The 22,673-nt window shown below is 58.2% G+C and carries 21 protein-coding genes and 1 pseudogene; 10 read left to right on the top strand and 12 right to left on the bottom strand.

The window, feature by feature from the left end:
• The first annotated feature begins 99 nt into the window (after positions 1–99).
• From SBC1_RS38900 to SBC1_RS38890, 3 genes are read left to right on the top strand one after another with little or no spacing between them, the layout of a single operon-like run.
• On the top strand, positions 100–843 hold the full coding sequence (locus tag SBC1_RS38900; RefSeq protein WP_165989450.1) for a GntR family transcriptional regulator: 744 nt from the start codon (positions 100–102) through the stop codon (positions 841–843).
• Complete coding sequence (locus SBC1_RS38895) at positions 840–1,322, top strand: DUF3830 family protein (protein ID WP_165989448.1); 483 nt, start codon at positions 840–842, stop codon at positions 1,320–1,322. Before SBC1_RS38900 ends, SBC1_RS38895 begins: the two co-directional genes overlap by 4 nt.
• On the top strand, positions 1,323–2,627 hold the full coding sequence (locus tag SBC1_RS38890) for an FAD-binding oxidoreductase (RefSeq protein ID WP_165989446.1): 1,305 nt from the start codon (positions 1,323–1,325) through the stop codon (positions 2,625–2,627).
• A gap of 216 nt (positions 2,628–2,843) precedes the next feature.
• Here SBC1_RS38890 and SBC1_RS38885 read toward each other — a convergent pair whose 3' ends face one another.
• Positions 2,844–3,410, bottom strand: coding sequence for a hypothetical protein (locus tag SBC1_RS38885; protein WP_243830352.1), 567 nt, complete (start codon positions 3,408–3,410; stop codon positions 2,844–2,846).
• Between the two features lie 108 nt (positions 3,411–3,518).
• On the opposite strand from SBC1_RS38885, the gene SBC1_RS38880 reads away from it, so the two are divergent.
• Positions 3,519–4,604, top strand: coding sequence for an IS630 family transposase (locus SBC1_RS38880; RefSeq protein ID WP_165989444.1), 1,086 nt, complete (start codon positions 3,519–3,521; stop codon positions 4,602–4,604).
• Here SBC1_RS38880 and SBC1_RS38875 read toward each other — a convergent pair.
• Positions 4,601–4,918, bottom strand: a complete 318-nt coding sequence (locus tag SBC1_RS38875; RefSeq protein ID WP_243830351.1) for a hypothetical protein — start codon at positions 4,916–4,918, stop codon at positions 4,601–4,603. The genes SBC1_RS38880 and SBC1_RS38875 overlap by 4 nt on opposite strands.
• Before the next feature lie 119 nt (positions 4,919–5,037).
• Between SBC1_RS38875 and SBC1_RS38870 the strand changes: the two are divergent.
• Positions 5,038–5,343, top strand: a pseudogene (locus SBC1_RS38870) (chromate transporter); the annotation flags it as partial.
• Between the two features lie 66 nt (positions 5,344–5,409).
• Here SBC1_RS38870 and SBC1_RS40380 read toward each other — a convergent pair.
• Entirely contained in the window at positions 5,410–5,811 is a 402-nt protein-coding gene (locus tag SBC1_RS40380) for a hypothetical protein (RefSeq protein WP_243830350.1), read from the bottom strand.
• Positions 5,812–5,965: 154 nt separating this feature from the next.
• Here SBC1_RS40380 and SBC1_RS39710 point away from each other — a divergent pair, with 154 nt between their 5' ends.
• On the top strand, positions 5,966–6,142 hold the full coding sequence (locus SBC1_RS39710; protein WP_207958446.1) for a hypothetical protein: 177 nt from the start codon (positions 5,966–5,968) through the stop codon (positions 6,140–6,142).
• Between the two features lie 11 nt (positions 6,143–6,153).
• Here the strand turns inward: SBC1_RS39710 and istB (SBC1_RS38855) are convergent, their stop codons facing one another.
• The 3 genes from istB (SBC1_RS38855) to SBC1_RS38845 form a co-directional block, all read right to left on the bottom strand.
• Positions 6,154–6,921, bottom strand: coding sequence for an IS21-like element helper ATPase IstB (gene istB, locus SBC1_RS38855; protein ID WP_165989003.1), 768 nt, complete (start codon positions 6,919–6,921; stop codon positions 6,154–6,156).
• Positions 6,908–8,410: an IS21 family transposase gene (istA, locus tag SBC1_RS38850; protein WP_165989005.1), complete on the bottom strand. Its 1,503-nt coding sequence runs from the start codon at positions 8,408–8,410 to the stop codon at positions 6,908–6,910. Before istA (SBC1_RS38850) ends, istB (SBC1_RS38855) begins: the two co-directional genes overlap by 14 nt.
• A 1,058-nt stretch (positions 8,411–9,468) precedes the next feature.
• Positions 9,469–10,716 carry an ISL3 family transposase gene (locus SBC1_RS38845; protein WP_165989440.1) on the bottom strand — a complete coding sequence of 416 codons (1,248 nt, stop codon included), beginning with the start codon at positions 10,714–10,716 and terminating at the stop codon, positions 9,469–9,471.
• On the opposite strand from SBC1_RS38845, the gene SBC1_RS38840 reads away from it, so the two are divergent.
• The gene (locus tag SBC1_RS38840; protein WP_243830349.1) at positions 10,715–11,161 is read left to right on the top strand and encodes a hypothetical protein; all 447 of its coding nucleotides are present in this window, start codon (positions 10,715–10,717) and stop codon (positions 11,159–11,161) included. The genes SBC1_RS38845 and SBC1_RS38840 overlap by 2 nt on opposite strands.
• A gap of 203 nt (positions 11,162–11,364) precedes the next feature.
• On the opposite strand, the gene SBC1_RS38835 is transcribed toward SBC1_RS38840, so the two are convergent.
• Both SBC1_RS38835 and SBC1_RS38830 read right to left on the bottom strand, forming a co-directional pair.
• A complete protein-coding gene (locus SBC1_RS38835) occupies positions 11,365–11,916 on the bottom strand; it encodes an IS630 family transposase (protein WP_165989438.1) in 552 nt (183 codons plus the stop codon).
• Positions 11,913–12,332, bottom strand: coding sequence for a helix-turn-helix domain-containing protein (locus SBC1_RS38830; RefSeq protein ID WP_243830343.1), 420 nt, complete (start codon positions 12,330–12,332; stop codon positions 11,913–11,915). Before SBC1_RS38830 ends, SBC1_RS38835 begins: the two co-directional genes overlap by 4 nt.
• Positions 12,333–12,566: 234 nt before the next feature.
• On the opposite strand from SBC1_RS38830, the gene istA (SBC1_RS38825) reads away from it, so the two are divergent.
• The 3 genes from istA (SBC1_RS38825) (at position 12,567) to SBC1_RS38815 (ending at position 16,781) form a co-directional block, all read left to right on the top strand.
• The gene (gene istA / locus SBC1_RS38825) at positions 12,567–14,114 is read left to right on the top strand and encodes an IS21 family transposase (protein WP_165987047.1); all 1,548 of its coding nucleotides are present in this window, start codon (positions 12,567–12,569) and stop codon (positions 14,112–14,114) included.
• An 18-nt stretch (positions 14,115–14,132) separates the two neighbouring features.
• Complete coding sequence (istB, locus tag SBC1_RS38820; RefSeq protein WP_165987049.1) at positions 14,133–14,891, top strand: IS21-like element helper ATPase IstB; 759 nt, start codon at positions 14,133–14,135, stop codon at positions 14,889–14,891.
• A 501-nt stretch (positions 14,892–15,392) separates the two neighbouring features.
• Positions 15,393–16,781, top strand: coding sequence for a hybrid sensor histidine kinase/response regulator (locus SBC1_RS38815; RefSeq protein ID WP_165989436.1), 1,389 nt, complete (start codon positions 15,393–15,395; stop codon positions 16,779–16,781).
• Here the strand turns inward: SBC1_RS38815 and SBC1_RS38810 are convergent.
• The 4 genes from SBC1_RS38810 to SBC1_RS38795 form a co-directional block, all read right to left on the bottom strand.
• Positions 16,753–18,378 (bottom strand): diguanylate cyclase domain-containing protein, encoded by a 1,626-nt coding sequence (locus SBC1_RS38810; RefSeq protein WP_165989435.1) that lies wholly within the window; start codon positions 18,376–18,378, stop codon positions 16,753–16,755. The two genes, SBC1_RS38815 and SBC1_RS38810, sit on opposite strands and share 29 nt — an antisense overlap.
• A 10-nt stretch (positions 18,379–18,388) precedes the next feature.
• Positions 18,389–19,891 carry an ATPase domain-containing protein gene (locus tag SBC1_RS38805; RefSeq protein ID WP_165989425.1) on the bottom strand — a complete coding sequence of 501 codons (1,503 nt, stop codon included), beginning with the start codon at positions 19,889–19,891 and terminating at the stop codon, positions 18,389–18,391.
• Positions 19,888–20,322: a hypothetical protein gene (locus tag SBC1_RS38800; RefSeq protein WP_165989423.1), complete on the bottom strand. Its 435-nt coding sequence runs from the start codon at positions 20,320–20,322 to the stop codon at positions 19,888–19,890. Before SBC1_RS38800 ends, SBC1_RS38805 begins: the two co-directional genes overlap by 4 nt.
• Before the next feature lie 177 nt (positions 20,323–20,499).
• Positions 20,500–22,626 carry a CHASE3 domain-containing protein gene (locus tag SBC1_RS38795; RefSeq protein WP_243830353.1) on the bottom strand — a complete coding sequence of 709 codons (2,127 nt, stop codon included), beginning with the start codon at positions 22,624–22,626 and terminating at the stop codon, positions 20,500–20,502.
• Positions 22,627–22,673 lie beyond the last annotated feature (47 nt).

Genomic DNA, 22,673 nt, shown 5'->3' with positions numbered 1-22,673 from the left:
AACTTGCCGTATTACTGTTGCTGTGATATATTTTGATCAAATGATTTTTTGATCACACCGACAGTGTTGTCATAAAAATTTTAGGTGTCAAGGAAATTTATGTTCGAAGAGAGCGTCAAGCGTGTCGTCAAGCGCGGCACGATGCAGGAAGCCATCTATGCGGATCTTCGCCTGTCGTTGATGAAGGGGCGTTTCGATCCAGGTCAGATGATGACGATCCATGCGTTAGCCGATGCCTTCGGCGCCAGCACGATGCCGGTGCGGGAAGCGCTCAGGCAACTGGTCGCCGAAAACGGCCTAAGCGTGCAGGCCAACGGCACGATTCAGGTGCCAGCAGTCAGCGTAAGCCGCCTACGCGATCTATGCACCGCACGTCTGGCATTGGAGGGGCTCGCTACGCGCATGGCGTGTGAACGGCTGGACGCGGCCACGCTGCGGCATCTGAAACGGCTGATCGACGAGCACGAGCAATCGATTGAGCATGACGGCATATACAGCAGCCTCGAAAAGAACCAGGAATTTCACTTCCTCATCTATGCGGCGTCTGGTTCGAGCGTGCTGCCGTCACTGATCGAAAGCCTGTGGTTGCAATACGGCCCGTACATGCGGGTGATTTCGCGCCATGTCGAAACTGACACGTCCAGCACGTTCCAGCGTAACGGCACTGACTACCACCACGTGTTGGTGACGGCCTTCGAGAAAGGCGACGCCGACGCCGCCCAGGCGGCAATGGAAGCAGACATCCAGCGCACCACCGATTTGCTGCTCGACGTATTGGCAGCCCAGACAACCGCGGGTCCCGCCAACACCTCTTTCACACTCCATTCGCCTGAACGACCATGACCGAACGCACCTTGCTTTTGACCGAAGCCGCCTCCGGGCTCTCCGCGCACTTCACGCTCGCCAGTGAGCAAGCGCCTGAGAACACGGCGTTTTTGTGGGACTTTCTGAGTGAGCCGCGGGAAATGGCCGCGATCCATGCGATGTGGACAGGCCCGGAAATTTCGTGCCCGATTCCGTCGAATATGCTTGTGCCAGAACAGATCGCGCGCGTACTGCCGCCTGAAAACGCGACCCTCACGCCGCAGCCGGGCGACTTGGTGCTGGCCTACGTGCCGGCACGCATGTGGGGCGGCAATCCCGCGCCGATTTTCGATCTGGGTGTGTTCTATGGGCCGGGGGCCAGGATGCTGTTTCCGATCGGTTGGCTGGCAGGGAGCGTTGTAGGCAAGGTGCCTCCGCAAGAGTTGGCCGGACTGGCGCAGGCATGCGGAGCGATCCGCAAATCGGGCTCGTGCGTGCTATGCCTGGAGCGCGCCTGAGTGGGCTCGGTCGACTCCTTCGAGCGGGTGTTCTGGTGCAAGGATGCACCGCCCGCGCCATCGTTTCCCGCGCTGACGGGCGAGCTGAAATGCGATGTCGTGATCATCGGCGCCGGAATTATGGGCCTCTCGTGCGCGCTGGCTTTGCGCGAGCATGGCGTCGATGTTGTGGTGCTCGAGGCGAATGAGCCGGGCGTGGGTGCGTCGGGCCGCAATGGCGGTCTGGTGGTGCCGAGCATGCCGCGCCTCGGGCCGTCTGATGCATTGCGTCTGCTCGGACCGGATTACGGCGCGCGCCTCCTGGCGATGGTGGCTGACTCGGCGCAGCACGTGTTCGAGCTGATCTCACGTTATGGATTGCGCTGCGACGCCGTGCAGCGTGGCTGGTTGAACCCAGCCCATGCGGCAGAGATGGTTCCTGCCCTCCAGCTCCGCGCGCATGACTGGGCACGCGCCGGTAGCCGGGCCGTCTGGGTGCCACGAGACGAGGCCGTTTGCCGCATTGGAAGCAGCCAATTCCACGGCGCCCTGTTCGACCCCAGCGGCGGCCACCTCAACCCATTGGCCTACACCCGTGAACTCGCGCGTGTGGCAGCGTCGCTCGGTGCACGCATCTACGGCAATAGTCCGGTTAGCGCAGTCACCGGAGCAGCCGGTCAATGGCGCGTCGCCAGCGCCCAAGGCACCATCAGTGCGCGCGTGCTGCTGCAGTGTACGAATGCCATGCGCCTTCCGGGAGCAGCACCGCTGGCGCCACGCGTCGACAGGAGTTTCGTGCCGCTTGGCGTCTATGAGCTGGCTACCGCTCCCTTGCAGGATGCGGTGAAAAAAACGCTTCTGCCGGGTGATGAAGCGCTCTCCGATTCGCGCAACAATCTCTTCGCCTGTTGCCGTACTGTCGACCATCGGCTGGTCACCGGCGGCATGGCACCGGTCACTCATCTTGGTGCCGAGGGCCGTCTGAGACGCGCACTGGGTCGGCGGCTGCAACGCATCTTTCCGCAGCTCGGGCCCGTTTCGTTCGACTACGTATGGCGCGGAACTGCTGCGTTGACGCCCGATTTCCTGCCGCGGCTCCTTACTGTGGCCGAGGGATGGTATGCGCCACTCGGATGCAATGGTCGGGGCATTGCCATGTCGACGTCGCTGGGTCGCCGGCTGGCGGACTACCTGGCTACCAGTGACGCGACTGACCTGCCGATCCCCACGGGTCAGCCGCTACCGATTGCGCTGCATAGCGTCGCCCGGTACGTACCGCAAATGCTGTTGCCGCTGGGGATCTTGCAGGATCGGTTGCGCAAATAGCGGCGGCCGTCTGAATCAGCGCAGCAACACCTGTCGTAACGAACTATCCTCTGCGGGCTGGTTTGAGTGGCGCGCGACAATTAAGAAGTCCGCTCGTGCGTGTTGCCTCACTGAAGAATGTTACCCGACGAATTGTTGTCGTTTTACCTTCCTCATCTCTTTCACGGTCTTCCGGGCGCGGAGCGCCCGAACCCGTCATCGTTTGCTTTCCGCAGCTCATGCTTCAGCAGGTATGGCAGCCGGCTTGCTTAGACCACCCGTGATCAGTTCTTTCACGCGCTCGGCGCGCCATGCTTTGACCCGGCGTTGCAACGTTCGCAGTTTTTCTTGACTGGCATAGGCTTCCGGAAACATCGCGGCCAACCGGTCCATCAATACGTTGGCTGGCACAGAGGGCTCTGCAACCAGCCATCCTTCGATTAGCGGCCACGCGTCGGCGAACGGATCCACTCGACTTCTCCACCAGTGCTTTGCCTTGGGTTGCTTTCGGTGTGTTGGACGTGCTTCGCTTTCCTTCCATGCCGAAGACAGGCTCGCGAGGAAGACGGCAACGTCTGATTCGTCCGTTGGTCCCTCCGCAGTACTCACGCCGTGGGCCGCGAAGTCGCTCAATATCTGCTGAGTCGTTCGCATCTCTTGCAGCAGCCGCACAGGATCGAGGCCTTCGAACTGCGCCTTCAGTTTCTCCTTGATAGCGGGTTCGACGCTGTCGTGCGCCAGAAGCCGATCGCACGGCGTCGCCGGCGCGAAGTAGACCTTGTGCACGCGTGCGCCGTCGCGCATCTTGGACTTCAGCTTGAACGAAGGCTAGTGTACTGAGTTAGAAGTTCATGGAATTTATTGATCACTGCGTTGTCCGTCGTATAGTTGGTTCGATACGACGGAGGCGCGATGAAAGGTCGACCGAAAGCGGAGTTGGTGTTGAGTGAATCGGAACGTGAGCAGTTGCAGGCTTGGTCGCGTCGGCGCAAGACAGCTCAAGCGCTCGCCCTGCGCTCGCGCATCGTTCTGTGCTGCGCCAGCGGCACCAGCAACAAAGTCGTAGCCGACACGCTTGGCGTCACGCCGCAGACGGTAACGAAATGGCGTGCGCGCTTTCTCAAGCAGCGACTTGATGGATTGCTCGACGCGCCTCGGCCGGGCGCGCCACGCACCATTGATGATGCTCGGGTCGATGCACTTATCGCCAAGACACTGGAAGAGCAACCGACGAAAGCGACACACTGGAGCACGCGCACCATGGCGCGCGAAAGTGGTCTGTCGCAAACGGCGGTGAGTCGGATCTGGCGCGCGTTTGGCCTGCAGCCTCATCGTCAGGAAACCTTCAAGCTGTCGACCGATCCGCAGTTCGTTGCCAAGACGCGTGACATCGTCGGTTTGTATCTCGATCCGCCGACCAAGGCCATGGTGTTGTGTGTGGACGAGAAGAGCCAGATTCAGGCACTGGACCGGACTCAACCAATTCTGCCATTGGCCCCCGGTATAGCCGAGCGCCGTACGCACGATTACGAACGCCATGGCACCACGACGCTGTTCGCGGCCCTGGATATAGCTACCGGAGAAGTCATCGGCCAATTGCATCGGCGTCATCGAGGCACTGAATTCCTGAAGTTCCTGCGTACGATCGAAGCCAACGTCCCCCCTCAATTGGACGTGCATCTGGTGATGGACAACTACGGGACTCACAAGACACCGACCGTTCGCGCCTGGTTCGCTCGTCATCCGCGTTTTCATATCCATTTCACTCCAACATCGGCTTCTTGGCTTAATCAAGTGGAGCGTTGGTTTGCCACGTTGACTGAAAAACAAATCCGGCGTGGCACCCATCGTTCAACACGCCAGTTGGAAGACGCGATTCGCCACTATCTCGACATCTACAACGCTGAGCCGCAGCCCTTCATGTGGACAAAATCTGCTAACGACATCATGGCCAGCATCGAACGATTTTGTTTGCGAATCTCTAACTCAGGACACTAGAAGAAGTTAATGTATAGCCGCGATGACACGTACAGCTTTGCCAGAGCATTCCTGGCATCGGTGCCGCTCAAGCGGCCATAGCCGACCAGCCGCCGCACGACAGAACCGTTCTTCTGCTCGACCCAAGCTTGGTCGTTCTTCCTGAAGGCCCGCGAGCGGGTCTGCTCAAGGCCGCGTCCCTTGCAATAGTCGAAGACACTCTGGTTCATGAAGGCCCCATCGTTATCCGAGTCCAGTCCAAGCATCGCGAATGGCAGATCAGCAGCCGCTTTCTCACGCCCTTCAATTACCAGCATCTGGTTGCGCAGCCGCATGGCTACACATTCTGTCCAGCCGCTCGCGATGTCGGTCTAACCACGGGAAACTTTGGTTAAGGACCTTCGCAGATAGTGTTCGACGGCAGCTTCCTTTCAATCTGAAAAACTGGCACTTTATGAAACACCGTATTACCTCACCGCACCCGACCCGGGCGAATAGCGCTCGGGAGGTTGTTGCGGTGTTTCTCAAGTTGGGGTTGACGTGCTTTGGTGGTCCCATAGCCCATTTGGGATACTTCCGCCGGGAATTCGTCGAGCGGCGCCGCTGGCTCGATGACGAAACTTTCACCGATCTGGTCGGACTCTGTCAGTTCCTGCCAGGCCCGGCGAGCAGCCAAGTGGGTTTCTCCATTGGTCTCTTGCGAGCCGGGTGGATCGGGGGACTCGCGGCCTGGTTCGGATTTACGCTGCCTACGGTGCTGCGCAGGCAGTTCCCGGCCCTTTGTTCACGTTCGCGGCATTTCTCGGCTGGATGATGGCCGAAGCGCCTAATCACTGGACCGGCGCATTGCTCGCTTCTGCGGGTATTTTCCTCCCGGGTCGCCAGCAATGTCTGGATGGTCGATTCGAAGCACCTTTCGAGGATTTCGCATAACCTGAACGCGTCGAATGTCAAACACGCTGCTTAGGATGTCTAATTCCGCGCTGAGTTGCACCAACGAAAAATCGTTTTCCTGCCGCAGCGCGCGGTGGATGGAGGCCGCAGTGCTGTCCACGTTCGGGACCAGCGCCAGTACCTGCGACTTTTCAATTTGCTCTTTCGAACTTTGATAGGTCTCGATATCCAGCGCGATCGCCCACAAGATCTGCTTCGCGTGATCCCTGAGCGCAAGGTCAGAAAATTGCCCCGCCAGCGTGATTGACTGCGCAAACGCATCGCACTCAGTCAAAATAAATCCATGTGTTCATGGATAAAACGATGCAACTCCATCAATAGCTGTTAGCGGCGGTGTAAAAGCGCATATAGATGGCGGCGGGCGATGAGAAACGTTCGCCGCCGACCGTTTCGCCGCCACCTTAAAATGGGTCGTCTGCGTCGGCGGGATGAGCGTTTCTGAGGTCAGCGCGTTGTTGATGTTGCAGTTCAAAAAGCTCAAGCTGGTAGTGCATACAGATACGCTCGCGCAGGTCATCCAGCAGTTCTACGACGGCGAGCGCCTGATCAGCGGACCAGTTCTCGGGGATCAAGAAGTTGAGCCCTTTTATGATCCCGGACGGTAAATGAACTCGCGTCATGGTTTTTTCTTCGCGGCTTTCGCTGCAGTGCGTTTTTTGGCGAGTTCTTCCGCGCGTTCGCGTGCCTCCTTCACACGATAGGATTCGCCTTCGATGACGACGACTTCGGCTCGATGTACGAGTCGATCGACCAGGGAGACGACGCAAGCAGCGTTAGGGAATACTTCCGCCCATTCCTTGAATGGCCTGTTTGTCGTGACCACTGTGCTGGCGGTCCCATATCTGCGACTAATGAGCTCAAATAGCAAATCGGCGTGGCGGTTTGAGTAGGAGAGGTAGCCGACTTCGTCGATGACCAATATATCGGGCGAAGCGTAACGGTTAAGCCTGCGACGCAAAGTCGAGTCACTGTCAAGTGCGGCTAGTTCGCCGAGCATTTGGCCCGCTGTAGTGAATAAAGCCGTGTGACCGTGAACGATTGCCTGATGGGCTAGATTGAGCGCAAGTGTTGATTTGCCAACGCCGTTCGGCCCGATCAATACGACGTTTGTTTGGTCCTTGACGAACTCCATCGTCATTAATTCTTCGACGACGGCGCGATCGCACCGCTTAGGCCACGTCCAATTGAAGTCGCAAAGCGGTTTGAAGCTGCCCAGGTGCGCATCGCGGATGCGCCGCTCCAGAGAACGGCGGGAGCGCTCGTCCTCCTCCCACTGCACGAGCGGCGCGACCCACGGCTGGGCGGCAACGTCGGACCAATGCGTCAGAAGGCCATAAAGGCGCAGTGCGTTCGCGCGAGTTTGCAATTCATCAGGCGTGTTCATCAGCGTCTCCGGAGATTTGATCGTAGGTGTCGAGCCGGTGAGGTGTCACCAGCGTGTCTTTCTTGCGCACGTGTTCGGGCAAATCAATGACGACAGGCGGCGGTGCCTGGCGCGTCTCTCGCCGGCGCTCCAACGCGAGACGCACCGGGTTTGGATGAGGTGCCGCATCGCTGGCGAGTGTTTCTTCAATTGCCGCCTGAAGTTCGGCGGCGCCATAGCGGTCAAGCAGCTGCAGCAAATGCGATGTAATGTTGCCCAGATTTCCACCGAGTTCAGCGGCGCGTTGCATGAGCACGTGGCTGGCAGGCGCTGCTTGACTTAGATGATCGAGGCCGCGGTGATGACGGGCCTGGCGTTTGATCTGAACCAGCTGTTCAATATGCGCGGCAATCTCAACCTGTGCGCCGCGATCGTAACTGCGCTCGTGGGTAGCGAGTAGCGTGATGCCATCAAGGATGCGTACCTGACGAGGATCGGCGCGCACCGTCAGTGTGCGGCGTACGTGCGTATGCGGGATGGTGTAGTCGTTCAGATCGAAGCGCACGTAAGGGGTCTTGCCAACGCTCACCTCCAGCTGCAGCTCACACGGATAAGGATTGTCGGGCAGGCCGAGCAGACTTGGCTGCTCACGCTCGAAGGCTTCACGCACGGTCATCGTCGGGTCCTCGCGGCAAGGACGATTTGCAGCAGGACCGGCGCACCAGAGCGTGGCCTGAGCATTCAGATCGTCAATATCGGTGAACTTGCGGGCCGCAAAGAAGTTCTCGCGAACATAGCGTATAGCGCGTTCAACCCGTCCCTTCTCATTGCCCCGTGCGACCGCGACCGGGCGGGGTTCATAGCGATGATGGGCGGCGAACGCAAGAAGCTGGGGATTGAAACGGATCGCGTCGCCTTGACGCTCAAGAACAGCGCTCTTTAAATTATCGTAGAGCAGCACTCGTGGCAGACCGGACCATGCTTCGAAAGCGCCCGCATGGCCCGCAAGGAAGCTGTCCATGCGGGCATCGAGAAAGAAGTGCAAGTAAATTTGGCGCGACCACGACAGGACCATTACGAAGGCCATCAGTGGTCGACGCGCGCGACCAATTTGCAGGTGATCGAAATGTGCCCAATCGACCTGTCCTTGCTCACCCGGCAGAGTCCGAAGACGCAAATAAGCCTCAGTGATCGGTCGGGGACGGTGCACCGAGATCAAATGCCGGAAGTGATGATGATTACCGCGGTAGCCGCGCTCACACACCATCGCATAAAGGCGGCTCGCCGTGAGCGACGGAAACTTCTTGAGCGTTTCGTGAATGAACGGCAAGTATGCGTCGATCTGCGAAGGCCGCAGCAGGCCACCCGTTCTGGGCAGTCCGGCCTGCGCGAGCACCCGGTGAACCGTACCGTGGTGTACATGCAATTGGCGCCCGATGGTGCCAGCACGCCATTTCTCAACGTGGTAATAGCGCAGGATTTGTGCTTCGAGCTCCGCGGTGATGCTCATGGGTCTTCTCCAGTTATGTCTGTAGTAGTACGAACATATCGAGGAACCCGACCATGCAATGCTCCAAGGCGTACCAATGTCGAGCAAGCGCGTTGACAGAAGTGGCACTGCGCAGGCAAACGCCTCCGAATGTCGGGCGCGGTTGCTTTGGCCGCCGTTGCCGGGTTCGCTTGCAGTAGAGCACCGGCGGCAGCCGATGGGGAACCCTGATGTGTCACTTTATTTAGACGCGCGCGATAGCGGCGCATTCGCTCGGCATGCGCGAGGCGTCCATTGCGGCTGCGCTGGTAGCGACTTCCGGCTTCCCGGACCCCGTTCTGACGGGCCGCGCCCGAGCAGTCGCCATCGCAGTAAATCTGGCCGCGATCGCAGTAGCGGCAGATGACCACCTGCGCACGGCAGCGCGCACAAACGTAAAAGCGGCCCGTCGCCGGCATCGCAAAATTCCGTCAATGCCGAGGCGATATCGACAGAGCCGGCCGAGCGTGCAATACTCATTGCACACCCTTGCTCCGTGCACGCGTGGGGTCTGACATCGGTGGGAACTTGGCGGTTTGAACCGGTGTCAGGCCGTTTCTCCGGCGGTAAGCTCTTGTTTTACCCCCTTCGTATTCTCGCGTCACCCAAACATCAGCCGTACGCAACATCGCCGGGCGCGTCTTTACTCGCCCTCCGGGCTCCCTTCGACGCGCCGATATCATCTCGCTCAACCGAAATACCCGACATCCTCACAAAAGTTCGAAATACGTCTCAGTCAGTGTTAAAGCGGGCCGCCGCCGTTTAAACGCGCTTTCTGACCGCCATTCACAATAGCTCCATGCGAAAGGTCAACCACGGGAAAGCGGCTTTTGCCGCATTGTAGACAGGCCTATCGGGGCTGCTCCCGCAGCTTGCAATCCGTAGCAATTACGTCACACTTTCTTTTCCGGCATTTATTGCTCAGGTATCCGTCCCGATTCAATTTCGTGGCCCGCGTATTGCGGGAGGAAGGTTTGAGGTGCGCGGGGGTTTACAGCCATAGGGTGCTTTTGCTAGAGAGCGTCTTAAAAAAGGGTCCGTCAGTAAAATCTATGGGCGAGTTCTGGCTCAGGAAGTTTGCCAAGTACGTGATATAGCGAGAGTTCCGTCATTTTGAAGGTGCGATATCCATAGGCTTTTCTCATAGTGACTTTGGCTTTGTTGTTCAGTCCCTCAACGATGCCACTGGAGAACGCCTTTCGCGCCCGGAAATAGTTGAGCAACAGCTCTCGATGGGTGCGTACTGTGCGAGCGAATTTCTTGAGCGGGTCGATGCGCGAGCGCATGACCTCGCTGCACCACTGATCCAGGAATTTGCCTGCCCATGCGGGTGACTCGTAGTCCCAGAATTGCTGGAAGTATTCTTTGAAGAGGTAGGCCCGTACGCTCTTGAGGTTATAGCGCAGCACCTCACGCAGCTTGATGCGCTGGGAGTCGGTCAGGTTCCCCGGGCGCTTGAGCAGACACCAGCGCGACTTCTTGAGCACCGGCTCGTAGCCGTCCTTGACCAGTTGGCGTGCTTCGCCCGCACGGATTTCGTCGATGGCAAGATTGAGTTTAGCGACGATGTGAAAGCGGTCCAGAATGTTCAGCGCCCCCGTGCAATGCAGTTTGATCATGTCCAGATAGGGTTTCCACATGTCCGAACACACAAACTCGATGCCCTGCGCCAGTTCCGTGCCGATCATATCGAAGAACTTCTGGAACGCTTCTTTGGTGCGCTTCTCGCCCACCCAGAGCAGGCGCGTGCAGCCCGCCTCGATCTGGTAGACCAGTGTCAGATACTCATGACCACGACCGTAGGCGATTTCGTCCACGCCGATGGCCCGGATATGCCCCAGCTCGCGATGCTCCAGACCCCATTGCACGACATAGGCCACGGCCTGTTGGACCTTCTCCCAACTGGTGTGGAAGGACTGTGCCGTGTCCTTCCATGAAAGCTTGCGCGCCCAGTGCGCCAGGTACAGCATGTACGCCCTGGTCAACTGGTGCTTGCCCATTGCCCAGGGCACCTCCTCTACTTTGACCCCGCATCGCCTGCATTCCACGCGCCTCATGCTGTACAGTAAAAACACCGCAAAGCCCCAGATCGGGATGAACTCGAAGCGGCGTTGGGGCAGTTGGTCGTAGCCCCTGGCGGGTTGATGGCATCCTGAGCAGCACGCTCTGGAGCCTTTGCGCGGGCGCACATCGATCTCGATAGTATTGCTATGCATGCACAAGCGGGCGGTACCGTAGACGAAGCCGGGGAAATGGTGGCAGGCATTAAGCAGACGAGTCAAAAGCATGAGCAACAAATCCAGAAACGTTTCTCAGGAAACAACCATGGCCAATATTGCGGCCACGACCCTGGCACAGTATTGCCCCGACCTCGAAAGTTGGCCACAGCGCTGGCAGTATGACGAAGACGATCTTCCTATAGGGCGTGATATTGTCGAATGCTTACGCCCGTTCCTGCTTGACCTGCTGAGCCGCGAACTCACGCCAAAGACACTGCGACGCCATCGCGACAATCTCTGGCTGCTGGGAGGTGAATTGATCCGCAGGCGTTACGAGGACACCAGGCTCAAGAAACTGCCCGCGCAAGAGGCCATCGCCGAGTTGATAGAACCAGACGGCGGCCCTCTGATCTGGCCACGCATCAGCCAGACTGATCAAGACTCCCTGGATGCCACCTGTCGCAGGCTATACAGGTTTCTCGAAGCCCGGGAAAAACCGGCAGCTAAAGGGTAGCGTCCTGACACGGCTTACCCACCGAGTGCTTCGCACCTATGGACAAGCCGCCTTGTGTGCCAGTGAAAGGCACCTCGGCTTGTCCACAGGCAAGCTCGGTGGATAAGCCTGCACCTGCGCATAACATCGTTCAAAAGAACCATACCTGAACTACGAAACCACCCATAAATTCCGCCGACCAAGCTAAAAAAGCAACTAAGTGTTCAGGCGAAACGGATTTCAAATTCTGAGCCATAGCCGGCGAGCAGCTTCGCGATCTCAGCATCGATGGTTTCCTTCGTCCAGGTGACGAAACGTCGCCAGTGATACTTGGCGTGCTTCCAGACGATTTCAATCAGGTTCAGCTCGGGACTGTAGGGCGGCAGATAGAAGAGCACCATGCGATGCTCGAGAAACCACCGGTCGATCCTTTCCCGATCGATGTTGTGATGAATCGAGGCATTGTCGAGCACCACGACCGTCATCAAACCGGGCTTGCCTTCCTGCGCGATCTGATCAAGAAACTGGATAATGTCGGGGCGTTTTATGGTTGCCTTGCGGGCTTCATGCCTGAGCAGGTTCGCACCGAAATCAAATGCACCGAGGACCGAGCGTCTGCAATGCGGCTGAGGAACAACACGGTGTGGCTCACCAATGGGCGACCAGCCACGTTGCACCGGCGGCGAAGCGGAGAACCCCGACTGGTCGAAGTAAATCAGGCGGCACGCCCCATCGCGAGCGGCCTGCTGCAACTTTGAGAGCGTGTCTGCTTTCACGGCGAACTCCTGTTCGTCGCGTTTTTTTTGAGCGAGTAGCGGCCACGCTTGTAGGAAAACCCGGCGCGCCTGAGCGCCACCGACAGCGTTTCCAGGCGGCATGGCAAAGGCTGGCCATGTACCTCCTCAATGCGCAGCGCAATCTGCCTGAGTGTCATCGATTCGGCGCGGGCCGATTCGACGGCAGTGGCGACCAGCGCATCAGACAATGCGCGGGGCCGCCCGCCCTTATGTCCGCTCAGCAAACCACACAGGCCCCTGTCGTTCCAGGAATGCGCCCAGTTGTACACCGACTTGTCGCTCACCTCGAGCTCAACGGCGATCTCATGAACCCGCCGTCCGCCGGCAAGCTCCAGCAGACCCAGCCCACGGGTCCGAAAGTCTTGATGAGGATGCTTGCGCGACAGCTGTTGCAAGGTCTTCTTCTCCGGTTCAGTCAATTCAACGGCACATTTCACGGGCAGGCATGAATATTCCACGCCAAAGTGAACAGGGATTCCACGGCAAAAAGAACACGAATTCCACGGCAAAGTTAATGCCGATTCCACGGCAAAAAGAACAGGGTTTCCACGCCATCGCGAACAGGAATTTGAGGTGGCGGCGACGCGGGTCAACGGTGGCACGATCGACAGTTTTGTCGGGAGTGCCGAATGGCAAATGTCAGGTTGACCATGCGCAAAATCAGGGAAGTGCTGCGGTTGCATTTCGAGTGTGACCGCAATCAGAGGGAAATCGCCGACGCGGTGGGTGCCTCGACGACGACGGTGTGGCATTACCTGCGCCGCACGCGGCTGGCAGGGCTGAGCTGGCCGCTGCCACCGGAACTGCTGACAGACGACGCGGCGCTCGAGGCAAGGCTGTATCCGCCGCCGGCGCGGCGCGAGCCAACGCGCGGCATGCCGGACTGGCCGACGGTGCATCGCGAGATCGGCAGGAAAGGCGTCACGCTCGATCTGCTGTGGCAGGAATACAAGGCGCAGCATCCGGACGGCTGCGGCTACAGTTGGTTCTGCAAGGCTTACCAGGAATGGGCACAGCGGCTTCCGGTCACGATGCGGCAAACGCACGTGCCGGGCCAGAAGCTGTTCGTCGACTACTCGGGCAAGAAGCTGGGCATCATCAACCCGGACACCGGTGAAATCCGCGAGGCCGAGTTGTTTGTCGCTGCGCTCGGCGTGTCCGGCTTCACCTTCGCGGAACTCACGTGGACCCAGCAGTTGCCAGACTGGATCGGCTCGCACGTGCGCGCCTTCGCGTTCTATAACGGTCTGGTCGAGATACTGGTCCCTGACAATCTAAAATCGGGCGTGCACAAGCCGGGGTTTTACGATCCGGACATCAATCCAACCTACCAGGAAATGGCTAGGCATTACTCCGTGGCCGTCATCCCGGCTCGCAGTAAAAAACCGAGGGACAAGCCGAAAGCGGAGCTGTCCGTCCTCCTGGTGCAGAGATGGGTCCTCGCCCGCCTGCGCAACCAGCGCTTCTTCAGCCTGGGCGAGGCTAACCGGGCGATCGCCGCGTTGCTGAGTGATCTGAACAACCGGCCCTTCAAGAAGCTGCCTGGCTCACGCCGTAGCGTCTTCGACGAAATCGATCGCCCGGCACTCAGGCCGTTGCCCGAGCAGCCCTATCAGTACGCGGAGTGGAAGGTCGCGCGTATCGGCCCGGACTATCACGTCGAGCTAAATCAGCACTATTACTCGGTGCCGTATCGCTACGCGCGCGAACAGGTTGACGTGCGCCACACGATCAACACCGTCGAGATCTTCCATCGCGGCCAACGCATTGCCGCTCACGGCAAAAGCGCTCGCCGTCGTTACCACACCACGATCGACGCGCACATGCCGCCGGAGCACTTGGCTGTTGCCAAGGGCTGGGATCCGGAGCGGCTGCGCAACTGGGCCGCCGACATCGGCCCGCATACGGCAGCCGTCATCCAGCACCTGCTGGGTGCCCGCAAGCATCCCCAGCAGTCGTATCGCACCTGCCTGGGTGTGCTGCGCATGGGCAAGGACTACGGGCGCGACCGGCTCGAAGCTGCTTGCCGCCGCGCCATCGATCTGAAAGCGCCGAACTACAAGTTCATTGACTCGACGCTAAAGAACGGCCTGGACCGGGAGCCCGAACCCACTACCGTGCAGGCCGACCTGCCGCTTGTGCATGCCAATGTGCGCGGGCCTTCGTACTATCACTGAAGCTGAAAGGGAGTCTATATGCTGCATCATCCCACTGTCGACAAACTACACGCGCTGCGCCTGCCCGGCATGGCGGCGGCGCTTGCCGAGCAACAGTCCCAGGACGGCATTGACCGGCTGGGCTTTGAAGAACGTCTGGGGCTGCTGGTCGAGCGTGAATCCAGTGAACGTGACTCGCGACAAACGGCGGCCCGGCTGCGTCGGGCCAGACTGAAGGTCCCCGACGCGTCGCCCGAGGACATCGACTATCGCACCCCTCGCGGCCTGGACCGGGCGCTCACCGCCCGGCTGCTGACCGGTGAGTGGCTTCGGGAGAGGCAGAACCTTATCCTGGTTGGTCCGACTGGTCTCGGCAAGAGTTGGTTGGGCTGCGCCTTCGCCATCCAGGCGTGCCGCCAGGGGTTCTCCGCCTGCTATCTGCGCGTGCCGAAACTAAACGACGAACTGGCGATTGCACACGGCAGCGGGCGCTATGCGCGATGGCTCGCACAACTTGCCAAGACGGATCTCGTGATTCTCGACGATCTGGCAATGGCGCCGCTGACCGATTCCGCGCGGCGCGACCTGCTGGAGGTGCTCGATGACCGGCACGGACACCGATCCACGCTGGCCACCAGCCAAATTCCAGTGGAGCACTGGCATGAGGCAATCGGCGAACCCACCGTCGCCGACGCGATCCTTGACCGACTCGTGCACAACGCTCATCGCATCACGCTCGCGGGCGAATCGCTACGCAAGACGCGCAGTCGATTGACCGCAAAGCCGCAGTCCGAGTAAAAAGGTAAAGGTCCCGCGTCGCTACGCTCCGCTTGTTCGCGATGGCGTGGAATCCTTGTTCACTTTGCCGTGGAATCACGATTCACTTTGCCCTGGAATGGCTGTTCACTTTGCGTGGAATACGCACAGGCAGGCGGTCAGGATCAGATTGCCTCTCAGACTCGCCATTCTGAAATTCGTTTACTCGACACACTTATCATGACGACCATGCTTTTCGCCGCGTATTATTTCATCGCAAAATCGGCTGCGAAGACTGACACACGAGTTCGTCCCATACAAGGCTGTACAAAAACAGAACGCTGCGGGATAGCACCATGAGCAATAAAGTTTTCCCCGGAAATGTCGTGCCGTTGTCCGTGATTTCTTGCTCCGGACGCAATGCGTTCGGCCTGCCAACATCTGCTGAGAGCGTTGGCATGTTCCGCATTCGCAGACCGCGAACGCACATAGGCGCAATTGACCTATGGCCAGCGAGAATTGAACGAACTGCGTGGATAGCCGATGTCGAAAATTGAAGGCGGAAACGTAGCTCGCCCTAGGCAACGGAACAAGATCAACAAGGTCAATGTCGCGGCTGATCTGACTGTTGAACAGATGCGACTGCGGATGGGCGTCCTCGTCGAAGAGGTGGCCGCACTCCGCGAGGCGGCGAAGGAAAAAAACGCACTCAAAGAGTTGGTGACGCAATTACGCGATGCGAATCAAAACTTGGTGATAGCAACGCTTAACGCTCAGTCTCTGCAAGACGAAGCTGAGGTGATGAATCGCAAGCAGCAAGAATATCTCTCGATGTTGGCGCACGAACTGCGCAATCCATTGGGGCCGATCACTACCGCGGCGACAATGCTCGGAAAGATTTCGGGCGCGTCACCTCAACTGCTCAGGCTTCAGCAAATCATCAGTCGGCAGGCCGTTCACATGGCCCGGCTGCTCGACGACCTTCTAGACGCCGCTCGGATAAATAGCGGCAAAGTGACGCTTCTCGTTCAACCTGTCGTGCTCACCGAAGTCTTCGACCGTGCGGTAGAAACTGTTCAACTTTTGCTACATGAACATGGTCAGAAACTAAAGATTTGCCTTCCTGGCGAGCCTATTGTTATCAGTGGCGATCCGGTACGCCTGGCCCAGATCTTTTCGAACCTTTTGATCAACGCATCCAAATTCACGCGTGATCGGGAAGAAATCACACTTGCCGCAGAGTTGGTCGGGGACAATGTTGTCGTGAAGGTGAGCGACAACGGAGTCGGTATTGCTGCTGAACTTTTGCCGTCGATATTCGACCTTTTTACCCAAGGTCCACGTCCCCTGGCCCGATCGGAAGGTGGTTTGGGTATCGGGCTTAATATCGTGCGCAATCTTGTCCACCTACACAAAGGTACGGTCGAAGCGCATAGCGATGGATTAAATCTCGGTAGTATCTTTACGGTAACCCTGCCAGCCTACAATCGCGCGCAGGGGGCCGATCACGTCGAGCCGCAATGTGCTTCTCTTTCAAGAACTCGCCGCGTTTTGTTGGTGGAAGACAATGTTGATGCGAGAGAGGCGATGAGCACGTTCCTTGAACTTGAAGGACACTCGGTAAGCGTAGCGGGCGATGGAGAGACGGGTTTTTTGACGGCCGTTGGTAACACCTTTGACGTCATGATTTGCGACATCGGCTTGCCAGGCATGGACGGAATCGAGCTTATGCAAAGGCTTCGCGCCCAGGGGCGACATAAAATGCCGTTCTCCATTGCGCTGTCGGGATACGGAGACGCGCTAATCCGAGGCCGAGCGAAAGACGCCGGCTTTGATTGCTACCTGGTAAAGCCAGCCGATGGCGACGCCTTGTTACGCTTGTTGGCGGAATCGAATCAGTCCGTCACGACTGATGGGCAACCGGAAGCGTAACGATGAAGCAACTTCCCAAGCCGCTCCCAGCGCTGTGGGCGGTCACGCTACCGCCGTGGGCCACGACAAGTTCACGAACTACCGTCAATCCGATTCCGAGGCCCGCATTGTTAAAAGCGATTGCATGGGTATCTTGCAGAAACGGCTCAAAGACGTGAGGCAGTGCGTCAGCTGTAATTCCAATCCCCGTGTCGGAAAGCGTTAAAACGATGTCCGTTTTATCGACCGCAACCACCAGCTTAATTACCCCGCCTTGCGGAGTGTACTTCGACGCATTGTCCAGCAGGTTGATCAACACCTGAGTCAGGCGCGCAGCGTCGCCGTCGATCTTCAGTTCACACGAGGGCCGGTATACCGTTAATTCTTGAGACCGCGCACTAATAACATGCCCACAGGTATCGATCGCTGCAGCAACAACTTGGTCTAACTCGACGATATGGCGCTCGAGATTAAACCTCCCGGTGGTTACCCGTGACATATCGAGCAGATCGTTCACCAACCTCGACATGTGGGCTACCTGTCGCTCGATAATGATTTGCGCTCGTGGCGCGAGCGGTTCATTCGTTCCCGCCCGACCCAGAGATTGTGCTGCAGCGAGAATTGGAGAAAGGGGATTGCGCAGTTCATGTGCTACCACGGCGAGGAATTCATTCTGTCGCTTTAAGGCTACCTCGGCAGCAGCGCGTAGCTCTTGTGCGCCGATTGCTGCGATCACCAGCTGTTCGTTCGCCTCTTTCAGATCAAGGTAGTGTGCGGGCTGTATCGCCGCAAGGTCAAATTCGGTTGCGCGCTTCAAAGTCAATTCAACGCGAGCGCGCGACTCCTCAATGGTGGCCGGTTCTTCAACGTGGAATGCGTAGCCACCGTTTCCCTGGCCGATTCGTTTCGCGCGGTACATCGCGGTGTCCGCGCAATCTACCAGGGATTCGGCCTCCTCGGCGTCGTCCGGATAAATGCTGATGCCAACACTCGCCGTGAGCCACAACTCGTCGTCCCCGACCCGGACAGGAAAAGTCAGGGCCTCAACGATTCGGCTGGCAGCAATAGCGGCGTCGCTGCGCGATATGTCGTTGAGCAGCACAAGAAACTCGTCTCCGCCGTAGCGGGAAACAAAGTCCGTCGCTCTGGTCGATGCGATCAGACACAGCGCCGCGCGCTTTAAGACCTGGTCTCCGACTGCATGGCCACGTGTGTCATTGACCTGCTTGAATCCGTTCAAGTCGATGAACAGGACTGCCAGTTGCCGGTTCTGGGCCTTCATTTCCGCGCTTGCGCGGACTAGTCTTTTGAATAAGACGGCGCGGTTCGGAAGGCCTGTTAGCGCATCAATTTCGTTCGCCCTTGATACTTCACCCAGTGTCCGGGTTGCGGTATCAGAATCGGATTGTGCCTGCAGGGTTGCAATGACGAGCTTGCCGTTCGCTTCGCGGAGCTGATCGCTCGCATGGAGGGTTCCCAAGCTGATTTTGGCGGTGGCCACGGCCCGACGCAATCGCAATAGCTCGGCTCGCGTCTCACCGACCTGCTTGCGCAGGTCCGCTAGCTCGATGGCGGCCGCGATGGTCGCATCGTCTTTTGTCTCGTCAGGTCCGATCACGACCGTGTCCTTATGGACTACCGTCCTGATTACGAGGGGCGGCATTCCATCTTGAATCATCGCTTCGCCGTTTGAGCGTGGGTCGGCCACCGAGCAACCCCTCTTGGTCGGGCAGCATCTCCCCAACGCAAATTCCGCTGTCATCGATGGTGTATTCGCGCAACTCGTCGGAATGTCCGCTCGCCCGGACCTTTACCACGGCCATCAAGCGTCGCAAGCGGCTCCCGACTTCGATATAGCGTTGCACGATGATGGCGTCGGTGAGGAACGCGGTGCCATAGGGGCTGAAACGGAGATCGGAATACCGGTCTTCCAATTCGGATGTCAGCAGCACTGTGACGCCCTCGGCGGCAAGCGCGGAAACGAGCTGAAAAAGCGATTCCCGGAAGTCCTCACGGAAAGTGGGTGCCAAGGCGAGCTCGAACCCGGACAGCGAATCAATCACCACCCGTGTCGCCTTGAGCCGGCGGATCTGAGTTCGGAGCAAAACGACCACTTCGTCGATGGAAAGATCAGGAGCGCGACTATCCACCAGTCCTACCCGATCTGATTCGATCAGATCCGTCAAGGCTCCGCTTCGCGGCCGGTGTCGACGCTGTTCGAACGCGGCAAATACACCGTTTTCGCCCAGGCGAGCGCCCTCTGCGAGGAAAGCCGTTGCGAGAATGCTTTTCCCCGATCCCGAGGGGCCGGCCACGAGGAGTGAATACCCGCGTGGAAGACCACCCCCTAGCATCTCATCAAGACGCGGTACGCCTAGAGGAACGCGGACAACCTCTACTCCGTCCGGCTCGCTTGCCTTTAGGAGCGCGGCGCCTGCGGGAGGAAACACGTTGATGCCGGCGTTGGTGATGCGAAAAGAATGAAGACCTGGCAGCGTCGCCTGGCCACGCAGTTTCATGATCTCTAATTTGCGAACCATGGAATTGCGCTGCACGCTCTGGCGCAGCCAGATCAAACCGTCCGCCACCGTGAAGACCGGATTTGTGTCGATCTCGGTGAAATATTCACCAATCAAAAACGTTGTCGCCTGCCAACTGGTCATGATCATGCCCAGTCGCTGCATAAACTGTTGTAAGTCGTTCGGCGGATCGGTTGGGGCCGTGCCGGAAAGCACAACGGAGCGAAACGAGTCGATGAACACCAACGCGGGGGAGTGGGCTTCGACCTCCGCGACAATGCGGTTTAACACCTGGTCAAGGTTGCCCGCTTGGGTATCGTCCCCCAAATTGACGAAGTGTACGGAGCGATTGATCGCCTCGTTGTCGAAAAAATCGTACTGCTGCTGGTAACGCAACATCTTCAGCGGTGGTTCACCGAGCACTGTGAGATAGAGCGCTGGGCGCTCGGGCGTCGCAAGAGCGAACATAATTTGGTGCGCGAGCGTGGTCTTACCACAGCCGGGGGGACCGGCAACCAAATTGAAAGAGAATTCCGGAAGACCGCCGCCAAGCACCTCATCCAATCCCGGGACACCGGTCGCCAAGCGGTTAATTTTCACTTTGGCATTCATAACGAGTGGTCCTGCGCGGTCTCGCCGCTCGATGGGTTGACCCAGGCCGACTCGAGTATTCGGTCGGCGAGAGATGGGCCGATTAGGTTGGTCAGCAATCCATAAAACTGCAGCAATAGAGCAGTACTGCCGGCCGTTGCTTCTTCCGCCGTACGACCTGCGATGAGCGATTTGAGCATGTCCAGGTCGATTGACTTGTTAGCGCCTTTTGGCGTGATCGACAGCCACGCATACGTGGATCCGGAAAGAAACAAACTTCGTTTAAGCAGTGCGGCGACGCCTTCTTGTCCAAGGATAGGAGTTAACGCGGCCGCGGCCTCGCTCCATATCTGAGCGACGGCGTCGGCGATTTGTGTTGAATTTGTGCTTCGTCCGACGCGCAGCGCAAGAGTCGCGACGATTCGGGGGCCCTCTCGTTTTTCGATGGACATGGGTCGCTCGTAGTTTGCTGCATAGTAACCCACCGGAAGCGCCATAAAGCGCGGCAGTCGTCGATCGGAGAACTTAATCGGGACGCGCGGGCTAATTTCAAATATTGCAAGTTTCGCAATACGAGCACGCTTATGCCCGCGGCGAAAAATTTGGGTCAACCGCGTACGAACCGAATCTTACGTCGGATGCCCCCGGACTCGGGATATGGAATCGACGATCGCATGGTGCAATCTCACGAAGTCAATTGGCTTCGTGAAATGTACGTCAAAGCCGACTTCATGGGTCTGTCGCCGATCTTCTGGTTGGCCCCAGCCAGTAATAGCAATCAAAATCGGGCGGACGGCCCACGTTTCTGACCTGATGCGCTTGGCGACCTCATAGCCGGTTAGTTTTGGCATCCCGATGTCGAGGAGCACGATATCGGGATGCATGTCACTTGAGAACCGGGCCGCCTGCTCTCCATCATGTGCAACGGTGACATCGAAGCCGCTGAGTCGCAATAGGGTAGCCAGCGCATCGGCCGCGTCTTCGTTGTCATCAGCCACCAAGACCCGAAGCCCTTGTTCTCGACCCGGAGTGAATTCCGTTTGCGGTGGCATCTGGACCGATATTGGCCCGGTTTTATCTTCTGGGAGGTGGATCGTAAATTCGCTGCCAAGCCCGCGTCCAGCGCTATTTGCGACTATGCGCCCGCCGTGAAGCAGGGCGATCTGCCGAGCGAGCGATAATCCAATGCCCAGACCTTCTTTTGAAAGATCACTTGATCGATCGACTTGCGCGAACATGTCAAATATCCGTTCCGCGTCTTCCGGAGAAAACCCAATCCCTTTATCGCAAACGGTAATGAGCACTTCGCCGTGGACGACAGAGACGGCCAATGTAATGGGCGACCCCATATCGGAATACTTCGATGCATTCGTCAGAATATTGGCCACCGCCTGACATAGTCTGGCAGCGTCGCCCTGCACGGATATAGGCTCCGGCGGTAACTTGACAGCGAGCGCATTGCGTCGCTTGTCGAGCACGGCCTGAGCCGTTTCGACGGAGCTAGCGATCAACGCGTGGATATCGACCCGCTCCATTTTCAAATCCAACGCGCCTTTAGATACCCGTGCCACGTCGAGCAAGTCGTCAATCAAGCGTGTCATATGGAGCACCTGGCGGTCCATCAGGGCAAGTAGGCGCTCTAGGTGGCGTGGATCATTGTCCACGCGGTTTAGCACTTCCAGCGCACTTCGAATTGCCGCAATCGGGTTGCGCAGTTCGTGTGACATAACGGCCAAAAACTCGCTTTTCCGCCGGTCGCTTTCGCGAAGCTCGTCCTCGTATTGTTTGCGAAGGCCGACATCGCGGAAAACCAGAACTGAGCCGACCAGATTTCCAGCAATATCAAGGATCGGCGCTGCACTATCGTCGATGTGGACTTCTACTCCGGCTCGCGTTATCAACATCGTGTGATTGGCAAGCGCGACCGACCGACGTTCCGCCAAAGCGGTTCTTGTAGGATTTGCGACAGTCGCCCGGCTGGTTTCGTTGACGAGCACAAGCACGTCCTCGATAGGCAAGCCAGTTGCGTTAGCGCTTTCCCATCCCGCCAATGATCGGGCGACCGCGTTCATAAAAGTGACCCGGCCTGAAACATCGGTGGTCACGACACCATCACCAATGCTGGCGAGCGTCACGCGAAGCAACTGTTTGCGGTCATGCAATTGGCCGATCACCCTGATTCTGACGCGCGTCAGACGTCGCAGCCAATAGGCGAAAGACACGGCCATAAGCACTGTCAGCGCAGCCGAGACGATCGCGACGACGATCGCGAAATCACGGGTATGCCGCGCACGGCCACGCCGCACGGTGAGCTCGTCGTCGGCCGTTTTTTCCATATCGGCCACGACCAGACGCGCACGATCCATCAGCAACTTACCTTTGTCGCTCTGCACCATTGCCTTGGCCGCGTCAAAACCGCCGGTGCGGCGGGCCATAATTACTCGACCGACTTCGGCAAGCTTCTCGTCGACGGTGAACCGTAGATCGCCCAACCGCTGACGTTGGCGGTTGTCGTTTTGGACCAGCAGTTTGATCGCGTCGAGTTGCGCGCTAATTTTCGGTGTAGCGTCGAAGTACGGTTCCAAATAGCTTTCTCGACCAGTGATGACGAAGCCGCGTTGGCCCGTTTCGGCATCCCGGAGCAATGAAAGCAGGCGTTCCAATCCAAGATTGAGATGATGCGAGTCATCGATTGCAGACTCACTACTGAAAAGGCTCTGTGTCCCATAGGCACCAGCGAAAGCCGTGAGCAGCATCAAGCTAGCGACAAGCCATAATCCTCGATGCGTCCACCGGGATGCCT

Origin of the sequence: Caballeronia sp. SBC1, from assembly GCF_011493005.1 — a bacterium.
Classification (GTDB): Bacteria; Pseudomonadota; Gammaproteobacteria; order Burkholderiales; family Burkholderiaceae; genus Caballeronia.
The sequence above is the reverse complement of the archived record's forward strand: the minus strand, read 5'-3'. Positions and strand labels throughout refer to the sequence as shown.